Genomic DNA, 19629 nt, shown 5'->3' on the forward strand with positions numbered 1-19629 from the left:
ACACACAAGGAGGCCAGCCTCTGGCCGATCCGGCACCTGCCGATCCCGCATATCCGTTCGCGGCCGAGGCCGCTCCCACATGCCTGACGAATCCTGTAGGAGGCCAGCCTCTGGCCGATCCGGCGCGGTAGATGGGCCGGACGGGGAATCGGCCGGAGGGCCGGCCTCCCACCGGGGGCAGGGTTCGACCTGCAGGCGGCGAGCCCCCTCGCCGATCCCGCTCAGTCGTCGACGTCCGCCTCGTCCATCCAGGCGAGCTGGATCGCCTCCAGGATGCGCTCGCCGGACCGTTCCGGATCGTCATCGAACTCCGGCAGTTCCACCACCCAGTTCCTCAGGTCAACGAAGTTGACGTTGCGCGGATCCACGTCCGGATGCTCATCCGCAAGCTGCATCGCGATTTCGCTGGTATCAGTCCATTTCATGACCGCACTCTCCCGCTGATCAGTGGTGCTCGGACACCTGGTTGATGGTGTACTTGGGCAGCTCGACCACCAGATCTGCATCGCTCACAACCGCCTGACAGGACAGGCGCGAATCGGGCTCGAGCCCCCAGGCCTTGTCGAGCATGTCCTCTTCATCCTCGCTGGGCTCCTCGAGGCTGTCCATCCCTTCGCGCACATACACGTGGCAGGTCGTGCAGGCGCAGGACTTCTCGCAGGCGTGTTCGATCTCGATCCCGTTCTTCAGGGCGAGATCGCAGATGCTGATGCCCGGCTCGGCCTCGATGGAGGCGCCCTCCGGACAGATTTCCTGGTGCGGCAGAAAGATCACCTGTGGCATGGGTCAGTTCCCTGAGTCGTCGTATTCGGAGACGTTGTGCCCCGCCAGTGCGCGGCGAATGCTGTCGTTCATGCGGCGCGCGACGAAGGCCTCGGATGCCTGCTCGACGCGCTTGCGCGCGGCTTCGATGGCGTCCGGATCCTCGCCCCGGCCGCGTTCTTCGGCCAGGGCGTCGCGGGCACTCTCGATGTTCGCGCGTTCCTCGGCGTCCAGATAGCGGTCGCCGTCGGTTTCCAGGGCGGCGTTCAGCGCCTCCAGCACGCGATCGGCCTCCACCTGCTCCTCGCGCAGGCGGCGGGCCTCCATGTCGTCACGTGCCGCCGAGGCGGAATCACGCAACATCTGTTCGATCTCGGCATCCGTCAGGCCGTAGCTGGGCTTGACCTCCACGTGGGCCTCCACGCCCTGCGTCTGCTCCCGCGCGGTCACGCTCAGCAGGCCGTCGGCGTCCACCTGAAAACTCACGCGGATGCGCGCGGCCCCGGCGACCATCGGCGGGATCCCGGACAGGGTGAAGCGTGCCAGCGAACGGTTGGCGTCCACCACGTCGCGCTCGCCCTGCACCACGTGCACCGACATGGCGGTCTGGCCGTCCTTGAAGGTGGTGAATTCCTGCGCCCGACTGACCGGGATGGTGGTGTTGCGCGGGACAATGAACTCGACCAGCCCGCCCATGGTTTCCAGTCCCAGCGACAGCGGGATCACGTCCAGCAGCACCAGCTCGGTGTCCGGCTTGTTGCCGGCGAGGATGTCGGCCTGTTGCGCCGCGCCGATCGCGACCACGCGATCCGGGTCGATACCGGCGCGCGGTTCGCGGCCATAGAACTCCTGCACGGCCTCGCGCACGGCGGGCATGCGGGTCGACCCCCCCACCAGAATCACCTCGTCGATGGCGTCGCGCTCCAGATCGGCGTCCGCCAGAACCTGACGGCAGGACTCAAGGGTGCGGTCCAGCAGCGGGCGCGCCAGTTCCAGCAGGCCGGCGCGATCCAGCTGCCCCTGCCATTCACTGCCATCGGCGCGCGTCACCCGCACCTTGGTGGTGTCGGCCTCGGTCAGGGCCTCCTTGGCGCGGCGCGCCTCGAGGGTCACGCGGCGCAGGCGCTGCGGATCATTTTCCCCCTGCATCCCGGCCTGCTGCAGCAGCCACTCGGCCACGCTGCGGTCCACGTCGTCGCCCCCCAGCGCGGAGTCGCCGCCGGTGGCCAGCACCTCGAACACGCCGCGACGCAGCTGCAGGATGGAGATGTCGAAGGTTCCGCCGCCGAGGTCGTACACCGCGATGGTGCTTTCCTCACCCTGGTCCAGCCCGTAGGCGACCGCCGCGGCGGTCGGCTCGGAGATCAGGCGCAGGACATTCAGGCCCGCAAGCTGGGCGGCGTCACGAGTCGCCTGGCGCTGGGCGTCGTCAAAATACGCCGGCACGGTGATCACCACGCCTTCCAGCTCATCACCCAGGCTCTCCTCGGCGCGCGCCCGCAGGCTGCCGAGGATATCCGCGGAGACCTCGACGGCGCTCTTGTCCCCGGCGGCGGTCTCGATGCGCGGCACGCTCGAACCGTCTCCGGTCTTCAGCCGGAACGGCAGCTCGCCCGAGAGCGTCGCCACGTCGGATGCCGCGCGGCCGATCAGGCGCTTGACCGATGCGATGGTGTTGTGCGGATCATCGCCGGCATGCTCCGCCGCCTCGTATCCGACCTGCGCACCGTCCGCCGAATAGTGCACCACCGAGGGCAGGATATGGCGACCCTGTTCGTCCGGCAGGGTATCGGCCTCGCCGCTGCGGACCGTCGCCACCAGCGAGTGAGTGGTGCCCAGGTCGATGCCCGCGGCCAGGTGACGCTGGTGCGGGGCGGAATCAACGCCGGGTTCGGTGATCTGCAATAACGCCATCGCGTTCGGCTCCTGATGAAGCTCTCGGTCGGGGGGAATCTTCCGCCGGCGTCGGTTACGACGCCAGCGACTGTCGGGTTCGCTGGAGCTCCTCCAGCAAACGGTCGAAGAATCGCAGCTCGAGCACCCGATCACGGGCATCGTCCGCCGGTTTCTCCGGGTCGGCCAGGGCCGTGGCCACTTTCTCGCGTGCCTCGGCCCGCGCCCCATTCAGCTCGTCGGCCAGGGTATCCAGCGCCGCGGCATCGCCGGCACGTTCCGCATCTTCCAGGCGTTCCCGCCATTCGATCTGGGCCTCGATGAACCCCATGTCCCGGCTGGTGTCGCGTTCGGGATCGAATTCGAACCCCGCCCGCTCCAGGATGTGCAGGGCGCGCCGATAGTCGTTCGCCAGGATATCGTGGGCCTCGTTCACGTCCGCCGCCATCGCCGCGGCCATGCGCCGCGCCTGATCGCCCTGACGCACGAAGCGGTCGGGATGAAGCTCCGCCTGCAGGCGCCGGAAACGTTCCTCCAGGGCATCGCGATCCACCTCGAAGGCGACCGGAAGATCGAACTGTTCAAACGGATCGTTCATCGGCCGACTGTCATCCCTTGTCCGTAGCGAAAACCGGGCCCGCAGGCCCGGCAAAGAAAAGGGGTGAGCGGGACGCCCGTATCCGGACGATCCCGCCGCACCCCGCGCTGGCCCGGTACCTTCAGACGTTGAAGCTTTCACCGCAGCCGCAGCGGGCCTTCTCGTTCGGGTTGTTGAAACGAAAACCCTCGTTCAGGCCTTCCTTGCCGAAGTCGAGCTCGGTGCCGTCGAGGTACACCAGGGACTTGGGACTCACCACCAGCTTCACCCCGTCGACCTCGAACACCGTGTCCGTTTCCTCGACCTCGTCGGCGAACTCCACCACGTAGGCCATGCCGGAGCAGCCCGTGGTCCTCACCCCGAGCCGCACGCCGACACCCTTGCCCCGCTGTTCGAGGAAGTGCCGGATGCGGTCGGCCGCGCTGTCGGTCAGTGTGATTGCCATATCGTCTTCAGGCCGTCTTCTGTTCCGGTTCCTCGGCGCCGTGCTTCTCCTGATAGTCGGAGATCGCTGCCTTGATCGCATCTTCGGCCAGCACCGAGCAGTGGATCTTCACCGGCGGCAGCGCCAGTTCTTCCGCGATCTGCGTGTTCTTGATCTGGCTCGCTTCTTCCAGACTCTTGCCGCGCACCCATTCGGTGAGCAGCGAGCTGGACGCGATCGCCGAACCGCAGCCGTAGGTCTTGAACCTGGCGTCCTCGATCACGCCATCGTCGTTTACCTTGATCTGCAGCTTCATCACGTCACCGCAGGCCGGCGCACCGACCATGCCGGTGCCTACCGATTCATCGCCCTTCTCGAAGCTGCCGACATTGCGCGGATTTTCATAATGATCCATCACCTTGTCACTGTAAGCCATGATGACTCTCCTGTTCGCGTACCCGTGGGTGGATGTTCCGGAACGGCCTCAGTGGGCCGCCCATTCGATGCTCTTGAGATCGATCCCGTCCTGGTACATCTCCCAGAGCGGCGACAGTTCGCGCAGCTTGCCAACTGCCTTGTGCACGATGTCGATGGTGTGGTCGATCTCTTCGACCGTGGTGTAGCGGCCAATGGAGAAGCGGATCGAGCTGTGCGCCAGCTCGTCGTCGCGACCCAGGGCGCGCAGTACGTAAGAGGGCTCCAGGCTGGCCGAAGTGCAGGCCGAACCGGAGGAAACCGCGATGTCGCGCAGCGACATGATCAGGCTCTCGCCCTCCACGAAGTTGAACGACACGTTCAGGTTGTGGGCCACCCGGCGCTCCTTGTCACCGTTGAGGTAGACCTCTTCCATGTCATTGAGGCCCTCCCACAGGCGGTCACGCAGCATGCGGATACGTTCCAGCTCGCTGCCCATCTCTTCGCCGGCGATACGGAAAGCCTCGCCCATGCCGACGATCTGGTGCGGCGCGAGCGTACCCGAACGCATGCCGCGTTCATGCCCGCCGCCGTGGATCTGCGCCTCGATCCGCACGCGCGGCTTGCGGCGGACGAACAGCGCGCCGATGCCCTTCGGACCGTAGGTCTTGTGCGCGGAGAAGCTCATCAGGTCCACCGGCAGCTTCGACAGGTCGACCGCCACCTTGCCCGTCGACTGCGCCGCGTCCACGTGGAATACGATGCCGCGTTCGCGACAGAGATTGCCGATCGCCTCGATGTCCTGAATGACGCCGATCTCGTTGTTTACGTGCATGACCGACACCACAATGGTGTCGTCACGCATGGCGTCGCGCAGTTCCTGCAGGTCGACCAGACCGTTCTCGTCGACCCCCAGATAGGTCACCTCGAAGCCTTCCCGCTCCAGCTGGCGCGCCGGATCGAGCACGGCCTTGTGTTCGGTCTTCACCGTGATGACGTGCTTGCCCTTGCGCTGATAGAAGTGCGCGGCACCCTTGAGGGCCAGGTTGTCGGCCTCGGTGGCCCCGCTGGTCCAGATGATCTCCTTGGGATCCGCACCCACCAGAGCGGCGACCTGTTCCCGCGCGTTCTCGACCGCCTTCTCGGCATCCCAGCCGAAGCTGTGACTCCGGGAGGCCGGGTTACCGAAAAAACCGTCCCGCGTCAGGAACTTCTTCATTTCTTCGGCGACGCGCTCGTCCACCGGGGTGGTCGAGGAATAGTCGAGGTAGATCGGCAGTTTCAGGTCACTCATCACGCATTGCTCCTGTCCGCGGCCGCTACCGTGGCGCCCGCATGATCGTTTTCTTTTCCGTTCGAGCCGTGCACCGTCACCGGATGCTCTCCCTGTTCGCGCGCCTGCACGCTTGCCTCGTGGCGCTCCAGCACTTCCGCCAGCGAACGATTGCTGAGGAAATCATAAAGCTGATCGCTCAGGTCCGCCCACAGATCGTGAGTCAGGCAGCGCGATTCCTTGTTGCAGTTGGCCTTGCCGCCACAGCGGGTCACATCGACCGGTTCATCCACCGCCACGATGATCTCGGCCACACTGATCTCGGCCGCGTCGCGACTCAGCGCGTAACCGCCGCCAGGGCCGCGGCTGGAGACCACCAGCCCCTTCTTGCGCAGCCGCGAGAACAACTGCTCCAGATAGGACAGCGAAAGCTTCTGCCGCCCCGCCACCTCGGCCAGCGAGACCGGGCCCTCGCGGGTATGAGTCGCCACGTCGAGCATGGCGGTTACGGCGTAACGTCCTTTGGTCGTCAGTTTCATGACTCGATGCGCCTTCTTGTTCAGGTTGCTGGAGAGCCTAGCAATTCCTGAGCAAAACGGTCAACTATTACCCTGCTGTTTGCGGGGAGGGATTTCACAGTCATCCGGCTCCAGCCCTTCCAGGTCGCAGGGCTCCAGCGGATGGCCGGTATCCTCGCCCATCGCCTCGCCCGGGTCGATCCCCGCGCGCTTTAGCGCCTGACAGGCCTTCTCCATACGGTCATCCAGCTCGTGGACGCGATCCACGATGCGGTGCAGGGCGTTCGCCACCGGGTCGGGCATGTCCCGGGTGACACCGTAGGCGTCGAAACCCATGCGACTGGCGGCCTGCTGAAAGCGTGGGTCCGGCTCCGGGCGCGGCCCCAGCACCCGCGCCGGAATCCCCACCGCCGTCGCGTCCGCGGGCACATCCTTGAGCACCACGGCATTGGAGCCCACCCGCGCATGGTCCCCTATATGGATCGGCCCCAGCAGCTTGGCCCCGGCCCCGATCACGACCTCGTTCCCCAAAGTCGGATGGCGCTTGCCGCCCTCCCAGCTGGTCCCCCCGAGGGTCACCTGGTGGTAGATCGTGCAGTCATCGCCGATCTCGGCCGTCTCGCCGATCACCACGCCCATGCCGTGGTCGATGAAGAACCGGCGTCCGATGGTGGCTCCGGGATGAATCTCGATCCCCGTCAGAAGCCGCGCAATATTGCCCAGGATGCGCCCCAGCCAGCGCATGCGATGATTCCACAGCCAGTGCGACGCGCGATGAAACCACAGCGCATGCAGACCCGGATACGCCGTCAGCACCTCGAAGGCATTGCGGGCAGCGGGATCGCGCGCAAATACGCAGCGGATATCCTCGCGCAGGGTCTTGAACATGATTCCGGTCTCAATCCTGAGTTATTCGGTAGGGTATCACAGCCGGGAATCCGCGCTCACCGGCCCCGCAGGGTGTGCGTCAATATGCCGCGCAGCAGCCGCACCTCCGAGGCCGTCGGTTCCGCGCGCAGGTACAGATGGCGCAACCGGCGCATGGTGTGGCGCGGATTCTCCGGATCGAGCACGTCGATGGCCTCCAGGGTCTTCTCGTAATGTTCGAACAGACCTTCCAGCTCCGCGTGGGTGGCCGCAGGATCCCGCTCCGCCGCCGAGGCCTGGCGCACCACGGCACCCGACTCCCCGACATCGGCCAGTGCCGCCCGGCGCACCGCCCAGGTCATGATCTGGACGCTGCCGGCGAGATTGAGCGAGGAAAAATCGGGGTCGGTCGGGATGCGGACGAATGCGTGGCAATGGTCGAGCTCTTCGTTGGTCAGGCCGCTGTGCTCGCGGCCGAAGACCAATGCCACCGGCCCCTCGGCCGCCCCGCCGAGCACCCGCGACGCGGCACCGTCGGGCTCCAGCACCGGCACCGAATGGGTGCGCGTGCGGGCGCTGGTCCCCACCACCTGATGACAGTCGGCGACCGCCTCGGTCAGCGTGTCGACCACCGTGGCCCCTGCCAGCACGTCGTCGGCACCGGACGCCAGCGCGGTGGCGTCGGCATGCGGGAAGCGCTCCGGCGCCACCAGCGCCAGGTCGCGCATGCCCATCGCCTTCATGGCGCGGGCCGCGGATCCGATATTGCCCGGGTGGGTCGTTCCCACCAGCACGACCCGGACCCGGGCGGCGGCCCCCGGGCCCGGATCGATCGGTCGATGCTCGTCTGTCCTGGATTCCATGGCGCCCCTGCCCGCTCGCATGCGGGCGCGATTGTACACCGCCGCGCCGCGGGAAGCCCGACCACTTCCAAAGCCCCGATGCGTTGTGTATTGTTCGCGACCTTCGGGGGCGTCCGTGCGCCGGCCCCGATTCCTTCCCAAGCGATGTCGGAGAACCCTCATGCACCCCATGCTGAACACGGCGGTATCGGCGGCCCGCGCGGCCGGACGCATCACCACCCGCGCCTGGGGGCGACCGGACCGGGTCAACACTCGCGAGAAGGCCCGCAACGACTGGGTCAGCGATGTCGACGTCAACGCCGAGCAGGCGATCGTCCAGACGCTGAAGAAGGCCTACCCCGACCACGCGATCCTCGCGGAGGAGGGAGGCAACCAGCCCGGGGCCACCGGCGCCGAACACGAGTGGATCATCGACCCGCTGGACGGCACCACCAACTACCTGCGCGAGATCCCTCAGTACGCGGTGTCCATCGCCCTGCGGCAGAAGGGGCGCCTGGAACACGCGGTGGTCTACGACCCGATCAAGGAAGAACTCTTCACCGCCACGCGCGGCGGCGGCGCCTTCCTCAACAACCGGCGTATCCGCGTGGGGCAGCGCAAGGATCTGTCAGGTGCGCTGCTGGGCACGGGCATCCCGTTTCGCGAGGGGCAGGACCTGGAACGTTATCTGCGCACCCTGCGCCACATGATCCCGGGCACGGCCGGCATTCGGCGGCCGGGTTCCGCGGCGCTGGATCTGGCGTGGGTCGCCTGCGGCCGTTTTGACGGCTTCTGGGAGATGGGCCTGCAGCCCTGGGACATGGCAGCGGGACTGCTGCTGGTGCAGGAAGCCGGTGGCCTGACCAGCGACTGGCAGGGTGGCAACGAGATCTTTCGCAAGGGCGATGTCGTGGCCGGGAACCCCAAGGTCCTGAAAACGATGCTGCAGCGTCTGCACGCTGCGGAGGTGGAGGGACGCAAGACCGGAAGCCCGCACGGCGAAGGCTGAATCGCCCGGGGCGGTCATCGGCCCCGCTCCGCTCCCGCAGCCACGCCCTCATATCCCAGTGGGGCGGGCTTCCTTGTCCGTCCCTGCCCCCCCGAATCAGGGCGTTCTCAGGGCGTCGCATCCTCCTCGTCCGCACCTTCCTTCTTCACCGGCAACAGCACCTGGCGGTCGACCCCCAGCATCAGCGCCGCCGTGGCCGCGATGAAGACCGAGGAATACGTCCCGACGATGACACCGATGATCAGCGCCACCGAGAAGTTCTGCAGAGCCGCCCCGCCGAGGAAGAACAGCGCGAACAGCACCAGCAGGGTCGTCATACTGGTCACGATGGTTCGTGCGAGGGTCTTGTTGACCGCATTGTTCATCACGAACTCGGTCCCCTGCTTGCGCAGGACCCGGAAGTTCTCGCGTATGCGGTCGTACACCACGATGGTGTCGTTGAGCGAGTAACCGATCACCGCCAGGACCGCCGCCAGCACCCCGAGGTCGAACTCGAGCTGCAGTGCCGAGAAGATCCCCAGCGTGATCACCACGTCATGTACCAGCGCCAGCACGGACCCCGCGGCGAAGCGCCACTCGAACCGCACGGCGACGTAGATCAGGATCCCGACCAGGGCGTAGATCATCGCCAGACCGCCCTGCTCGCGCAGCTCCTCGCCCACCGACGGCCCGACGAATTCCACTCGGCGCAGTTCGGCACCTTCCGGGCCCCCGGCCTCCAGCAACTGCATGACCTGATTGGACAGCGCCGCCTCGTCCGGCTCGTCCTCGCGCGGAGGCAGACGGATCAGCACATCCCGCGCGGTCCCGAAGGTCTGGACCTGCGCTCCCTGGAATCCGCCCTCGTTGATGGTTTCCCGGATCGGATCGAGCTCCACCGCTTCCGGGTAGCCGACCTCCACAAGGGTTCCGCCCGTGAAGTCGATGCCGAAATTGATCCCGCGGGTGGCGAGCATCAGCACGGACAACACGATCAGCACCACCAAGATCACCAGGGTGACCCGGCGCTTGCCCAGGAAGTCGAAGTTGGACTCGGCGAAGTTGAGATGCGGCAGCATTCCCCGGCTCCCGGACTTAAATGGACAGACGGGCCAGCCGCGGCTGGCGTCCGTAGGTCAGATTGACGATGGCCCGAGTCACCACGATGGCGGTGAACATCGAGGCGACGATCCCGATCGACAGCGTGATGGCGAAGCCCTTGATCGGGCCGGTCCCGAAGATGAACAGCACCACGGCGGCGATCAGGGTCGTCACGTTGGCATCCGCGATGGTGGTCACGGCGCGGTCGTAGCCCGACGCGATCGCCGCCTGGGGCGACATGCCGTTGCGCAGCTCCTCGCGGATGCGTTCGAAGATCAGCACGTTGGCGTCCACCGCCATGCCGACCGTAAGCACGATCCCGGCGATCCCCGGCAACGTCAGCGTGGCCTGCAGCATCGACAGCACCGACACGATGAACACCAGATTGAGCGCCAGCGCGACGTTGGCGATCACGCCGAACACCCGGTAGTACAGGATCATGAACAGCATCACCAGCACGAAACCGATGATGACCGACTGGATCCCGCGGTCGATGTTCTCCTGGCCAAGGCTCGGGCCGACCGTGCGTTCCTCCACGATCGACATGGGTGCGGCCAGCGCCCCGGCCCGCAGCAGCAGCGCCAGATTGCGCGCTTCGGTGGTGGAATCCAGCCCGGTGATCTGGAAACGCCCGCCCAGCGGCTCGTTGATGCGCGCGACGTTGATCACTTCCTCGCTCTGCGAGCTGCGCATCACGACTTCGCCGTCTTCTTCCTCGGTCTCGATCGTGGTCTCGATGAACACCGTGGCCATCAGCCGGCCGACGTTGTCCGAGGTCACGCGCGAGAAGATGCGGGCACCCTGGCCGTCGAGATTGATGAAGACCGCCGGCCCGCCCGTGTCGTCGGCGATGCCGGACGAGGCGTCTGTAATGAACTCCCCGGTGAGCATGACCTGCCGCTGCAGCAGCACCGGGGTGCCGTCACGCTCTTCGTACAGCCGGGTCCCGGAAGGCACCTCGCCGGTTTCGCGGGCCTCCATGGGATCCCCGCTTTCGGACACCAGGCGGAATTCCAGAGTCGCGGTCGCACCCAGCACTTCCTTGGCGCGCGCGGTGTCCTGCACGCCCGGCAGCTGCACCACGATGCGATGCTCGCCCTGCTGGGCGATCAGCGGCTCGGCCACGCCCAGCTCATCCACGCGGGTGCGCAGCGTGGATATGTTCTGTTGCAGCGCCTGGCGGCGCAGTTCGGTCAGGTGTTCCTCCTCGAGAGTGCCGACCAGCAACCAGTCGTCGTCCTCCCGGCGCGGGGCCCACTCGAGCTCGCCGCGGTATTCACTGCTCAGCCAGCTCTCGGCCTCGTCGCGTTCGCCGTCACTGGCAAAGCGAATGCGCAACTCGTCACCGCCATCCTCGAGCGCGGAGAAGCTCAGGCGTTCCTCGCGCAGGCGGGGACGCAGCTCGTTGGTGTAGCGTTCGATGGCCGTACCGATCACCGCGTTGAGGTCCACTTCCATCAGGAAGTGCACCCCGCCCCGCAGATCGAGCCCGAGCGACATCGGCTGACCATTGATGGCACGCAGCCAGTCGGGTGTGGCCGGCGCCATGTTGAGCGCGACCGTGTGGTTGTCGTCCAGCGAATTCCGCAGGATTTCCGCGGCCCGGGCCTGCTGGTCCGCGGTTTCGAACCGCAGCAGCAGCTGGCCGTCGCGGCGCTCGGCCCGCATCGGGGTCAGGCCCTGGGCACCGAGCACGGTACCGATCACGCCCTCCATGTTCTCCTCGACTTCCCCCGCCATGGGGTTGTCGATCTGCACGGACGGATCTTCGGGGAACAGGTTGGGGGCGGCATAAAGCAGCCCGATCGTCACGACCACGACGATCAGGGCATACACCCACACCGGATAGGAGTTGCGCATCGGCTACGGGCCTTCAGAGGTCTTTCAGGGAACCCTTGGGCATGACGGACTGCACGGACTGCTTCTGCACGACGACGTTCACGCCATCGGCCACATCGACGTGAATGAAGTTTTCGCCGACTTCCGTGATCTTCCCGGCCATGCCGCCATTGGTCACGATCTCGTCACCCTTCGACAGGGACTCGACCATGGAGCGATGTTCCTTGGCCCGCTTGCTCTGCGGACGAATGATCAGGAAGTACATGATCGCAAAGAAGATCACGATCATGATCAGGAATTCGATCAGGCCACCACCGGCGGCCTGGCCTTCCTGCGCGTGGGCGGCGGAAATCAGGAAATCCATGCAGCTTCTCCGTTCAGCAAATCGGTTCGGTCAAACAGGCGGCGCGAATTATGGCACAGCAGGCACGTCCATGCCGCGCCGGTGATAGAAATCCGCCACGAAGGCATTCAGAGCCCCTTCGGCAATCGCCTCGCGCATCCCGCGCATCAGGTCCTGGTAGTAATGCAGGTTGTGCGTGGTCGCCAGGCGCGAGCCGAGAATCTCGTTGCATTTGTCGAGGTGCTTGAGATAGGCCCGCGAGTAGTTGCGGCACGCGTAACACCCGCACTCGGGGTCGATCGGGCGGGTATCGTCGCGGAACCGGGCATTACGGATCCGCAGAACCCCCTCGCGGGTATACAGAAAACCGTTGCGGGCGTTACGGGTCGGCATCACGCAGTCGAACATGTCCACCCCGCGGCGCACCGCCTCCACGATGTCCTCGGGCCGCCCCACTCCCATCAGATAGCGCGGCTGTTCCACCGGCAGCTCCGGCAGAGTCACGTCCAGTGTGGCAAGCCGCTCCTCCTCCGGCTCGCCCACCGACAGCCCGCCGATGGCGTACCCGTCGAAACCGATCGAGCGCAGGCCGGCCGCCGACTCCCGCCGCAGCTCGGGGATCATGCCCCCCTGCACGATCCCGAACAGCGCCGCCGGGTTGTCCCCGTGGGCCTGACGCGAGCGGTCCGCCCAGCGCAGCGAGAGCTCCATGGAGCGGCGCGCTTCGTCATGCGTGGCCGGATACGGGGTGCACTCGTCGAAGATCATCACGATGTCCGAGCCCAGCTCGCGCTGGACCTGCATCGACGACTCGGGCGTCATCAGCACCTTCGAGCCGTCCACCGGCGACTGGAAGCGCGCACCTTCCTCGCTGATCTTGCGCATCTCGGCCAGCGAGAAGACCTGGAACCCGCCGGAATCGGTCAGGATCGGCCCCTCCCAGTGCATGAAGTCATGCAGATCGCCGTGCGCCCGGATGATCTCCGTCCCGGGGCGCAGCATCAGATGGAAGGTATTGCCCAGAATGATCTGCGCCCCCAGCCCCGTGAGTTCCTCGGGGGTCATCGCCTTGACCGTGCCGTAGGTTCCCACCGGCATGAACGCCGGCGTCTCCACCTCTCCCCGCGGGAAGGTCAGCCGGCCGCGGCGGGCCGCACCGTCGCTGCCCAGATGTTCAAACTGCATCGGAAGTCTCCGCGCTCGGCGGCTGATCGCCCGGATCGCCGGGTGCCAGCCACATCGCATCCCCGTAACTGAAGAACCGGTAGCGCTGCGACACGGCATGTGCGTAGGCCGCAAACAGCCGCCGATACCCGGCAAACGCCGATACCAGCATCAGCAGCGTGCTCTGCGGCAGATGAAAATTGGTGATCATGCGGTCCACCACGCGGAACGGATATCCCGGCTGGATGAATAGCCGCGTATCGCCCGTGAACGGCTCCAGCTCGCCACCTGCCGCGGCCGACTCCAGCGCACGCACGCAGGTCGTTCCCACGGCCACCACACGGCCGCCGCGCTCGCGGCAGCGTGCCACCGCCGCGCACAGCTCCGGCGAGACCTCCAGCCATTCCGCGTGCATCTCGTGGTCCGTCGTGTCCTCCACCTTGACCGGCTGAAACGTCCCCGCGCCCACGTGCAGCGTCACCGTGGCCGTCTCCACGCCACTGTCGCGCAATCCGCGCAGCAGGGTGTCGTCGAAATGCAGCCCCGCCGTCGGCGCCGCAACCGCCCCTTCTCGTCGCGCGAACACCGTCTGATACCGCGTGGCGTCCTCCTGCTCCGGCGCGCGTTCGATATACGGCGGCAGCGGCACCTGACCATGGGCATGCAGCAGGGCCGGCAGATCCTGCTCGCCCGCCTTTCCTTCGCCACACAGCGACAGGCGGAAGAACGGCCCCTCGCGCCGGGTCACCTCCACCTCGAAGGCCCCGTCCGCCAGCCACAACCGCACTCCGATGCCCGGAGCCCGGCTCGCACGCACCATCGCCAGCGCCTCGCGCCCGCCTTCCAGCACCCGCTCGAACAGGACCTCCACCCGGCCGCCGCTCGCCTTCTGCCCGAACACCCGCGCCGGGATCACCCGCGTGTCATTGAGGACCAGCAGATCGCCCGGACGCAGCCAGTGCCCGATGTCCGCGAACACGGCATCCTCCGGCTCCTCGCCCTCCAGGACCAGCAGCCGGGACCCGGTGCGCTCCGGCAACGGATCCTGAGCGACCAGCTCGGACGGGAGCTCATAATCAAAATCGGCAACTCGCATGGCGCGCGATCCTACCACGCCCCGGCTCGCGGGATACCGCACGGCCGTATTGCCACACCCCCTGCGTGCGCTACACTACGGGCGCTGCAAGCCGGGATGGTGGAATTGGTATACACGGCGCACTCAAAATGCGCTGGCTTCGGCCTTGTGGGTTCGAGTCCCACTCCCGGCACCAGGCCGGTGTAGCTCAGCTGGTAGAGCGTCTGATTTGTAATCAGAGGGTCGCAGGTTCGACTCCTGTCACCGGCTCCATAAAATCAAGGGTTTGCGGCACATCACCCGCCGCAACACTCCCCGCCTTCCCCTCCGTGGTGCACATCGTGGCGTACAGAAACGGTAGCCAGTTTTTTCGCCCTGCCTTTGGCGCTACGCTCCCAGCATCATCTTCCCCCAGATCCTGAATTCAACCAAGAAGTGCAACGCTACGTCATGCGGCGCGTGCCGATGTCAATCTCCTGAATCCTCCAGGCGGGCCTGTTCGATCAGGACCGGGTAGACGTAACCGGCTCCGAAGTCCCTTTCGAGCACGTAGACCCCTTCCACCCGCACACGGTCACCCGGATCGGCGGTCTGCTGGCTGGTGAGGGTAATGAAGTCGCCGGGCTCGCCGGTGCCGTCCACCAGTCGCAGGAAGTTGCGGCCCATGATGTCCTTGTTGACCTGCGCGATGATGCCTTCCAGGCGCACCGTCTCGCCCTCAAGCTCTTCCGGTGCCTGATTCAGGGCTTCCACGCTGTGGATCTCGTTCGCGGCAACGGCCGTGGCCAGCAGGCCCGCAGCCAGCGGCAGGGCCAGCAGCATGTGGCGGATTCGGATCATGAAGTTCTCCTTTGAGGATCGGGTTCGGGCTGCGCGCCATTTTCGTCCCCGACGGCCGGCGTGTTGCGCCGACGGGCGCGGAAGAAGTCGCGCAGCTGGGTCGCGGCACGTTCGGCCAGCACGCCGCCGGTGACCGCCACGCGGTGGTTGTGGGCCGGATGGTGGATCAGGTCGATGGCACTGCCGGTGGCCCCGGTGCGTGGATCGGCCGCGGCGTACACCAGCCGCGCCACGCGGGCGTGGATGATGGCGCCGGCGCACATGGAACAGGGCTCCAGGGTCACGTAGAGGGTGGTGCCGGGGAGGCGGTAGTTGCCAACACGCTCCCCGGCCGCGCGCAGGGCGCGGATCTCGGCGTGCGCGGTGGCGTCACGGCTGGCGATGGGTGCGTTGTGGGTCGCCGCGAGGGCGTTGCCTTCGGCGTCCACCAGCACCGCGCCTACGGGCACCTCACCGGCTACGGCTGCGGCCTCGGCCTGTGCGAGCGCCTGTTCCATCCAGCGCACGTCATCCTGCTCGCTCATGCGGCGCTGGCGGGCGCGGGCTCGTCCAGCGCCCGTTCGATGGCGCTGGCCAGATCCTGCGGGCGCCGCGTGGGGGCGAAGCGCCGGATGACGCGGCCGTCCCGCCCCACCAGAAACTTGGTAAAGTTCCATTTGATCCGCTGCGTGCCCAGGGCACCGGGGCCGGCCGTCTTGAGGTGGCGGAACAGCGGGTCGGCACCCTCCCCGTTCACCTCGATGCGGGCGAACACCGGGAAGCTCACGCCAAAGCGCAGACCGCAGACCCGGATGGAGTCGGCATCGCCCGGCTCCTGTCGACCGAACTGGTTGCAGGGGAACCCCAGCACCCGGAAGCCGCGTTCGCCATAGCGATCCTGCAGCGCCTGCAGCCCTTCGTACTGCGGGGTGAAGCCGCATTGCGAGGCGACGTTGACGATCAGCAGCACCTCGCCGCGGTACTCGTCGAGCCGCTGCCGCCGGCCGTCGGCGCGGGGCACTTCGAAGTCATACACCGTGGCTTGCGGGTCGGCCATTATCCGTCCGCCTCCTGTCGCGCGAAGGATTGGAGTTCCGCCTCGAGGTCCGTAAGGCTGGCCGCCATGCCGCGGGACAGGGCGGCCACCAGGGCCCGAGGCGAGCGTTGTTGCAGGGCTTCGGTGGCCTCGAAATGCGCCAGCTCGGCCCGGTCAGCGCCACCCAGCCGGGTCCGCAGCCCCACGCGGGCGGCATCGCGGCCGCTGTTCGTATCCAGGTCACCGTACAGGGCCGTGACCAGCACGTGCAGTTCCACCACCGGTTGCCCGGCCGCCCGCGCGGCGCGGGCGTCGTCCACCAGAACCACGGCGCCGTCGCCACGGGTCCAGCGTTCGCGCAGCAGCTGTTCCACCTGTTCCGCCGGACGCAGGAACCATTCGTTGTAGTAGTCCGCTTCGTACTCGTGCGGCCCCAGGCGGTACACCAGCCCCTTCTCGGCATAGGCGGGGGCCACGCGCACCGAGCCCAGCTCCACTGCCACGGGCACGCCGGCATCCGTTGCGGGCGGCCCGGTGTCCTCCGGCAGTTCCAGCAGGAACCACGCCCGCTCCACCGGTTCGCGTTCGGCCAGCAGGCCGCAGCCCCCCAGCAGGAATGCGGCCAGCACCGCCAGCAGTAGCGCGCGTGTCATCAGCGTTCCTCTCCCCGGTTGTCCCGGTCCATGATACTGCGCGGCGGCGGTGCCCCGAACAGGGTACCCGCCGGATTGCGCCGCACGTCTTCCGAAAGGCTGCGCAGGCTGCGCGTGGTGCTCTGCAGCTCTTCCAGGGTCTCCGCCAGTTTCGCCTCGTTCACTTCCACGCCACGATCCAGGCGTTCCACCATGCCCTCGATCCGGGCCACCAGCTCGCCAATCTCGGCCTGTTCCGCGGTGCGCCTCAGCTGACGCATGGTCTCGCGGGTCTCGCCCGGGAGGGCCTGCGTATCAGGATGGTCGAGGAGGTTCTCGACGGATTCCATGATGCGCTCGGCACTGGTGGCCGTGGTCTCCAGTTCGCCGATCAGGTCGTCCGCCCGTCCGGCGATACCCTCCACGTCGATGCTCGAGACGGTGTCGTCGAGATTGACCAGCAGGCTGTTGAGATTCCCCACCACGCCCTCGATATCGATATCGTCGATGCGTTCCAGCAGCTTCTCGGCATACTCAATGAACTGCATCGTGATGCTGGGCGCCGACGGCAGATAGGCGTACTCCGGATCCCAGGGGTGGTCCAGCGGCGGGTGTTCCGCGGGATCGGCGAAGTCCGCCTCCAGGTAGTTCATGCCGGTGATGCCCTGGGCCGCCATGCGCACCCGCAGCCCGGCCTCGACCAGCTGCTCCAGGACATCGTCCTCGAACAGGGCTTCCTGCGGCGTGGTCGCAAAACGGTCCGGCCACAGGCGCGCGCGCACCAGCACGTAGCGCTTGCGTTCCGCCGGGGGCACATCCTGTTCGTACTCCACCGAAGTAAAGCCGAGCCGGGTCACCTCGCCGATCTGGACACCGCGGAACTTCACCGGGGCGCCGACCTCCAGCCCCTGCACCGAGGAATCCATGTAGGTCTCGATCATCATCGACGGTCGGAAGAAATTCCCCGCCGTCGCAATCAACAGGATGATCACCAGCGATGCGAGCCCGCCGAGGATGAACAGGCCCAGCCGGAAATGCTGTCGGGCACTCATGCGGAGGCCTCCTCGCCGTTGGCTGCTTCGTCCTGGTCGCCGCCCAGAAAGCGCCGCACCCAGGGGTGTGCCGACTCCTCGCGCAGGCGTCGCGGATCCCCGTCGGCGACGATGCCCCGGGTTTCCTTGTCGAGCATAATCACGCGGTCGGCGATGGCAAAGATGCTCGCGAGCTCGTGGCTCACGATCACGATGGTCATGCCCAGGCTGCGCGCGAGCCGCCGGATCAACCGGTCCAGCTCGCGCGAGGTAATCGGATCCAGCCCGGCCGAGGGTTCATCCAGGAACAGCACCGAGGGGTCCAGCGCCATGGCCCGCGCGATGGCGGCACGTTTCTGCATGCCACCGGAGATCTCCGAGGGCATGAAATCCACGAACGCGCCCAGCCCCACCAGCTGCAGCTTCGCGCGGGCCACAGCGTCCATCGCCGAACGCGGCAGAGCGGTGTGAACCTCCAGCGGCAGGCGCACATTCTCCTGCAGGGTCATGGACCCGAACAGCGCGCCCATCTGATACATCACCCCCATGCCCCGCAGGATGGCCTCGAAACGCTCGCCGTCGGCGTGGGCAATATCCGCGTCGCCGATCCAGATCCTTCCGGCCTGCGGGGTATACAGCCCGATCATGTGCTTGAGCAGCGTGCTCTTGCCGCTCCCGGAGCCGCCCAGGATCACGAAGATCTCGCCACGGCGGACCTCGAAGTTCAGATCCCGCATCAGCACGAAATCGTCGAAGCCCATGGTCAGGCCTTCCACCCGGATCACCGGATCCGTATCGGACTGCGCCATGCCTCACACCCCCAGGTGATAGAACAGGACCGCGAACAGGCCGTCGAACACCACGATCAGGATGATCGCCGTAACCACCGCACTGGTGGTGGAGCTGCCCACGGCCGCCGCGCCGTTGCCGGTCTGCAGGCCGCGCAGGCAGCCAACGCTGGCCACCAGCAGGCCGAACACCCCGGCCTTGAACAATCCGGAGAACAGGTCCGAAAGCGACACCGCGCCGGTCACCTGGTTGAGAAACGCAACCCACGGGATGCCGAAGCCCTGCAGCACCAGGGCCGCACCCAGCAGGCCGATCAGGTTGGCGTACAGCGCCAGCAGCGGCGCGACCAGGGTGCCCGCCAGCACCTTGGGCACCACCAGGAAGCGCACCGGATCCAGGGCCATGGTCTGCAGGGCATTCACCTCCTCGTTCACCTTCATGGTCCCGATCTCGGCGGCGAACGCCGCCCCCGAGCGCCCCGCCAGCAGGATCGCCATCATCAGCGGGCCCAGCTCGCGGAACAGCGACACCGCGACCAGATCGGCCACGAAGATCTCCGCCCCGAACTGACGCATCGCGATCGCCGACTGGAACGCCAGGATCACGCCCATCAGGAAGGCGATCAAAGAGACGATCGGCAGGGCCCGGAACCCGGCAACCTCGGCCACGCGAAAGGTATCGCCCCAGCGCACCTGCCGCGGATGCCGCAGCGCCGCCCCCAGGGCACGGCCCAGTTCGCCGATGAACGCCATCTGCTCCCAGCCCGCGCGTCCCACCTGTCCGACCGCGTCCGCCCAGCGGCTGCGCCAGTCACTGCGGCCCTCACCGCGCGCGGGCGTCACCGCATCCAGCTCACGATACGGAGCCAGCTGCTCCTCGACCATGCGCGTGGCGCCGACCAGCTCCAGCGTCACCCCCCCGGCCGCGGCATCCCGTTCCAGTGCGTGCAGCAGGGCGGCCCCGGCGCCGTCACAATAGCTCAGACCGGTGACATCCACGGGCAGGGTCCCGCCCCCCGCCTCGCGCGCCAGCAGGCGCACGCGGTCGCGCAGCGGGCCCCAGGACCGTTCCACCGCGGCGGTGTCCAGACTGCCCGACAGGCGCAGACCGGGGGACGGCCCGTCTGTGGCATCATGTTGGAAGGCTGGCCGCTGGGCCCCTGACGCTGTGTCCATGCCGTTTTCCCGACTCGTGCGCGACCATGGTAGCCGCGCCGGAGCG

At 66.9% G+C, this 19629-nt stretch carries 23 protein-coding genes and 2 tRNA genes; 3 read left to right on the forward strand and 22 right to left on the reverse strand.

Features of this window, described 5'->3' with window-relative positions; all coding sequences use genetic code 11:
- Positions 1 to 221 precede the first annotated feature (221 nt).
- The 10 genes from iscX to G020_RS0109785 all read right to left on the reverse strand — a co-directional run bounded on the left by iscX (position 222) and on the right by G020_RS0109785 (position 7612).
- On the reverse strand, positions 222 to 425 hold the full coding sequence (gene iscX / locus G020_RS0109740; protein WP_018945660.1) for a Fe-S cluster assembly protein IscX: 204 nt from the start codon (positions 423 to 425) through the stop codon (positions 222 to 224).
- Between the two features lie 19 nt (positions 426 to 444).
- Positions 445 to 783, reverse strand: coding sequence for an ISC system 2Fe-2S type ferredoxin (fdx, locus tag G020_RS0109745; RefSeq protein WP_024329468.1), 339 nt, complete (start codon positions 781 to 783; stop codon positions 445 to 447).
- Between the two features lie 3 nt (positions 784 to 786).
- The gene (gene hscA, locus G020_RS0109750; RefSeq protein WP_018945658.1) at positions 787 to 2676 is read right to left on the reverse strand and encodes a Fe-S protein assembly chaperone HscA; all 1890 of its coding nucleotides are present in this window, start codon (positions 2674 to 2676) and stop codon (positions 787 to 789) included.
- A gap of 55 nt (positions 2677 to 2731) precedes the next feature.
- Positions 2732 to 3253 (reverse strand): Fe-S protein assembly co-chaperone HscB, encoded by a 522-nt coding sequence (gene hscB / locus G020_RS0109755; RefSeq protein WP_018870402.1) that lies wholly within the window; start codon positions 3251 to 3253, stop codon positions 2732 to 2734.
- Between the two features lie 121 nt (positions 3254 to 3374).
- On the reverse strand, positions 3375 to 3698 hold the full coding sequence (gene iscA, locus G020_RS0109760) for an iron-sulfur cluster assembly protein IscA (RefSeq protein ID WP_018870403.1): 324 nt from the start codon (positions 3696 to 3698) through the stop codon (positions 3375 to 3377).
- 7 nt (positions 3699 to 3705) lie between these two features.
- Positions 3706 to 4113 (reverse strand): Fe-S cluster assembly scaffold IscU, encoded by a 408-nt coding sequence (gene iscU, locus G020_RS0109765; protein ID WP_024329469.1) that lies wholly within the window; start codon positions 4111 to 4113, stop codon positions 3706 to 3708.
- A gap of 48 nt (positions 4114 to 4161) precedes the next feature.
- Positions 4162 to 5385, reverse strand: a complete 1224-nt coding sequence (locus G020_RS0109770) for an IscS subfamily cysteine desulfurase (RefSeq protein ID WP_018945655.1) — start codon at positions 5383 to 5385, stop codon at positions 4162 to 4164.
- Positions 5385 to 5903 (reverse strand): Rrf2 family transcriptional regulator, encoded by a 519-nt coding sequence (locus G020_RS0109775; protein WP_024329470.1) that lies wholly within the window; start codon positions 5901 to 5903, stop codon positions 5385 to 5387. Before G020_RS0109775 ends, G020_RS0109770 begins: the two co-directional genes overlap by 1 nt.
- A gap of 60 nt (positions 5904 to 5963) precedes the next feature.
- The gene (gene cysE / locus G020_RS0109780; RefSeq protein WP_018945653.1) at positions 5964 to 6770 is read right to left on the reverse strand and encodes a serine O-acetyltransferase; all 807 of its coding nucleotides are present in this window, start codon (positions 6768 to 6770) and stop codon (positions 5964 to 5966) included.
- Between the two features lie 56 nt (positions 6771 to 6826).
- Entirely contained in the window at positions 6827 to 7612 is a 786-nt protein-coding gene (locus G020_RS0109785; protein WP_024329472.1) for an RNA methyltransferase, read from the reverse strand.
- Between the two features lie 160 nt (positions 7613 to 7772).
- Here G020_RS0109785 and G020_RS0109790 point away from each other — a divergent pair, with 160 nt between their 5' ends.
- Positions 7773 to 8600, forward strand: coding sequence for an inositol monophosphatase family protein (locus G020_RS0109790; RefSeq protein WP_019022478.1), 828 nt, complete (start codon positions 7773 to 7775; stop codon positions 8598 to 8600).
- A gap of 107 nt (positions 8601 to 8707) precedes the next feature.
- Here the strand turns inward: G020_RS0109790 and secF are convergent, their stop codons facing one another.
- From secF to queA, 5 genes are read right to left on the reverse strand one after another with little or no spacing between them, the layout of a single operon-like run.
- Complete coding sequence (gene secF, locus G020_RS0109795; protein ID WP_024329473.1) at positions 8708 to 9658, reverse strand: protein translocase subunit SecF; 951 nt, start codon at positions 9656 to 9658, stop codon at positions 8708 to 8710.
- A gap of 16 nt (positions 9659 to 9674) precedes the next feature.
- Positions 9675 to 11540, reverse strand: a complete 1866-nt coding sequence (gene secD / locus G020_RS0109800) for a protein translocase subunit SecD (protein WP_018945649.1) — start codon at positions 11538 to 11540, stop codon at positions 9675 to 9677.
- 13 nt (positions 11541 to 11553) lie between these two features.
- Complete coding sequence (yajC, locus tag G020_RS0109805; RefSeq protein ID WP_018870412.1) at positions 11554 to 11883, reverse strand: preprotein translocase subunit YajC; 330 nt, start codon at positions 11881 to 11883, stop codon at positions 11554 to 11556.
- A gap of 48 nt (positions 11884 to 11931) precedes the next feature.
- A complete protein-coding gene (gene tgt, locus G020_RS0109810) occupies positions 11932 to 13047 on the reverse strand; it encodes a tRNA guanosine(34) transglycosylase Tgt (protein WP_024329474.1) in 1116 nt (371 codons plus the stop codon).
- On the reverse strand, positions 13037 to 14122 hold the full coding sequence (gene queA / locus G020_RS0109815; protein WP_024329475.1) for a tRNA preQ1(34) S-adenosylmethionine ribosyltransferase-isomerase QueA: 1086 nt from the start codon (positions 14120 to 14122) through the stop codon (positions 13037 to 13039). The genes tgt and queA overlap by 11 nt, the downstream gene beginning before the upstream one ends.
- Positions 14123 to 14212: 90 nt before the next feature.
- Between queA and G020_RS0109820 the strand changes: the two genes are divergently transcribed.
- Positions 14213 to 14297, forward strand: a tRNA-Leu gene (locus tag G020_RS0109820).
- Between the two features lies 1 nt (position 14298).
- Positions 14299 to 14374, forward strand: a tRNA-Thr gene (locus G020_RS0109825).
- 195 nt (positions 14375 to 14569) lie between these two features.
- Here the strand turns inward: G020_RS0109825 and G020_RS0109830 are convergent.
- The 7 genes from G020_RS0109830 to G020_RS0109860 are packed head-to-tail and all read right to left on the reverse strand — an operon-like array spanning position 14570 to position 19583.
- A complete protein-coding gene (locus G020_RS0109830) occupies positions 14570 to 14941 on the reverse strand; it encodes a hypothetical protein (RefSeq protein WP_024329476.1) in 372 nt (123 codons plus the stop codon).
- Entirely contained in the window at positions 14938 to 15465 is a 528-nt protein-coding gene (tadA, locus tag G020_RS0109835; RefSeq protein ID WP_024329477.1) for a tRNA adenosine(34) deaminase TadA, read from the reverse strand. The genes G020_RS0109830 and tadA overlap by 4 nt, the downstream gene beginning before the upstream one ends.
- Positions 15462 to 15977, reverse strand: a complete 516-nt coding sequence (locus G020_RS0109840; protein WP_024329478.1) for a glutathione peroxidase — start codon at positions 15975 to 15977, stop codon at positions 15462 to 15464. Before G020_RS0109840 ends, tadA begins: the two co-directional genes overlap by 4 nt.
- Positions 15977 to 16609 (reverse strand): membrane integrity-associated transporter subunit PqiC, encoded by a 633-nt coding sequence (locus G020_RS0109845; RefSeq protein WP_024329479.1) that lies wholly within the window; start codon positions 16607 to 16609, stop codon positions 15977 to 15979. Before G020_RS0109845 ends, G020_RS0109840 begins: the two co-directional genes overlap by 1 nt.
- The gene (locus tag G020_RS0109850; RefSeq protein ID WP_024329480.1) at positions 16609 to 17640 is read right to left on the reverse strand and encodes an MlaD family protein; all 1032 of its coding nucleotides are present in this window, start codon (positions 17638 to 17640) and stop codon (positions 16609 to 16611) included. Before G020_RS0109850 ends, G020_RS0109845 begins: the two co-directional genes overlap by 1 nt.
- A complete protein-coding gene (locus G020_RS0109855; protein ID WP_024329481.1) occupies positions 17637 to 18428 on the reverse strand; it encodes an ABC transporter ATP-binding protein in 792 nt (263 codons plus the stop codon). Before G020_RS0109855 ends, G020_RS0109850 begins: the two co-directional genes overlap by 4 nt.
- 3 nt (positions 18429 to 18431) lie before the next feature.
- Positions 18432 to 19583 carry an ABC transporter permease gene (locus G020_RS0109860; RefSeq protein WP_024329482.1) on the reverse strand — a complete coding sequence of 384 codons (1152 nt, stop codon included), beginning with the start codon at positions 19581 to 19583 and terminating at the stop codon, positions 18432 to 18434.
- Positions 19584 to 19629: the final 46 nt, after the last annotated feature.

Source organism: Thioalkalivibrio sp. ALR17-21 (genome assembly GCF_000420185.1).
GTDB lineage: Bacteria > Pseudomonadota > Gammaproteobacteria > Ectothiorhodospirales > Ectothiorhodospiraceae > Thioalkalivibrio > Thioalkalivibrio halophilus.

Excerpts from the sequence above, each read along its gene's own strand:
- iscX (WP_018945660.1), bottom strand. The coding sequence starts at position 425 with ATGAAATGGACTGATACCAGCGAAATCGCGATGCAGCTTGCGGATGAG.
- fdx (WP_024329468.1), bottom strand. The coding sequence starts at position 783 with ATGCCACAGGTGATCTTTCTGCCGCACCAGGAAATCTGTCCGGAGGGC.
- hscA (WP_018945658.1), bottom strand. The coding sequence starts at position 2,676 with ATGGCGTTATTGCAGATCACCGAACCCGGCGTTGATTCCGCCCCGCAC.
- hscB (WP_018870402.1), bottom strand. The coding sequence starts at position 3,253 with ATGAACGATCCGTTTGAACAGTTCGATCTTCCGGTCGCCTTCGAGGTG.
- iscA (WP_018870403.1), bottom strand. The coding sequence starts at position 3,698 with ATGGCAATCACACTGACCGACAGCGCGGCCGACCGCATCCGGCACTTC.
- iscU (WP_024329469.1), bottom strand. The coding sequence starts at position 4,113 with ATGGCTTACAGTGACAAGGTGATGGATCATTATGAAAATCCGCGCAAT.
- G020_RS0109770 (WP_018945655.1), bottom strand. The coding sequence starts at position 5,385 with ATGAGTGACCTGAAACTGCCGATCTACCTCGACTATTCCTCGACCACC.
- G020_RS0109775 (WP_024329470.1), bottom strand. The coding sequence starts at position 5,903 with ATGAAACTGACGACCAAAGGACGTTACGCCGTAACCGCCATGCTCGAC.
- cysE (WP_018945653.1), bottom strand. The coding sequence starts at position 6,770 with ATGTTCAAGACCCTGCGCGAGGATATCCGCTGCGTATTTGCGCGCGAT.
- G020_RS0109785 (WP_024329472.1), bottom strand. The coding sequence starts at position 7,612 with ATGGAATCCAGGACAGACGAGCATCGACCGATCGATCCGGGCCCGGGG.
- G020_RS0109790 (WP_019022478.1), top strand. The coding sequence starts at position 7,773 with ATGCACCCCATGCTGAACACGGCGGTATCGGCGGCCCGCGCGGCCGGA.
- secF (WP_024329473.1), bottom strand. The coding sequence starts at position 9,658 with ATGCTGCCGCATCTCAACTTCGCCGAGTCCAACTTCGACTTCCTGGGC.
- secD (WP_018945649.1), bottom strand. The coding sequence starts at position 11,540 with ATGCGCAACTCCTATCCGGTGTGGGTGTATGCCCTGATCGTCGTGGTC.
- yajC (WP_018870412.1), bottom strand. The coding sequence starts at position 11,883 with ATGGATTTCCTGATTTCCGCCGCCCACGCGCAGGAAGGCCAGGCCGCC.
- tgt (WP_024329474.1), bottom strand. The coding sequence starts at position 13,047 with ATGCAGTTTGAACATCTGGGCAGCGACGGTGCGGCCCGCCGCGGCCGG.
- queA (WP_024329475.1), bottom strand. The coding sequence starts at position 14,122 with ATGCGAGTTGCCGATTTTGATTATGAGCTCCCGTCCGAGCTGGTCGCT.
- G020_RS0109830 (WP_024329476.1), bottom strand. The coding sequence starts at position 14,941 with ATGATCCGAATCCGCCACATGCTGCTGGCCCTGCCGCTGGCTGCGGGC.
- tadA (WP_024329477.1), bottom strand. The coding sequence starts at position 15,465 with ATGAGCGAGCAGGATGACGTGCGCTGGATGGAACAGGCGCTCGCACAG.
- G020_RS0109840 (WP_024329478.1), bottom strand. The coding sequence starts at position 15,977 with ATGGCCGACCCGCAAGCCACGGTGTATGACTTCGAAGTGCCCCGCGCC.
- G020_RS0109845 (WP_024329479.1), bottom strand. The coding sequence starts at position 16,609 with ATGACACGCGCGCTACTGCTGGCGGTGCTGGCCGCATTCCTGCTGGGG.
- G020_RS0109850 (WP_024329480.1), bottom strand. The coding sequence starts at position 17,640 with ATGAGTGCCCGACAGCATTTCCGGCTGGGCCTGTTCATCCTCGGCGGG.
- G020_RS0109855 (WP_024329481.1), bottom strand. The coding sequence starts at position 18,428 with ATGGCGCAGTCCGATACGGATCCGGTGATCCGGGTGGAAGGCCTGACC.
- G020_RS0109860 (WP_024329482.1), bottom strand. The coding sequence starts at position 19,583 with ATGGACACAGCGTCAGGGGCCCAGCGGCCAGCCTTCCAACATGATGCC.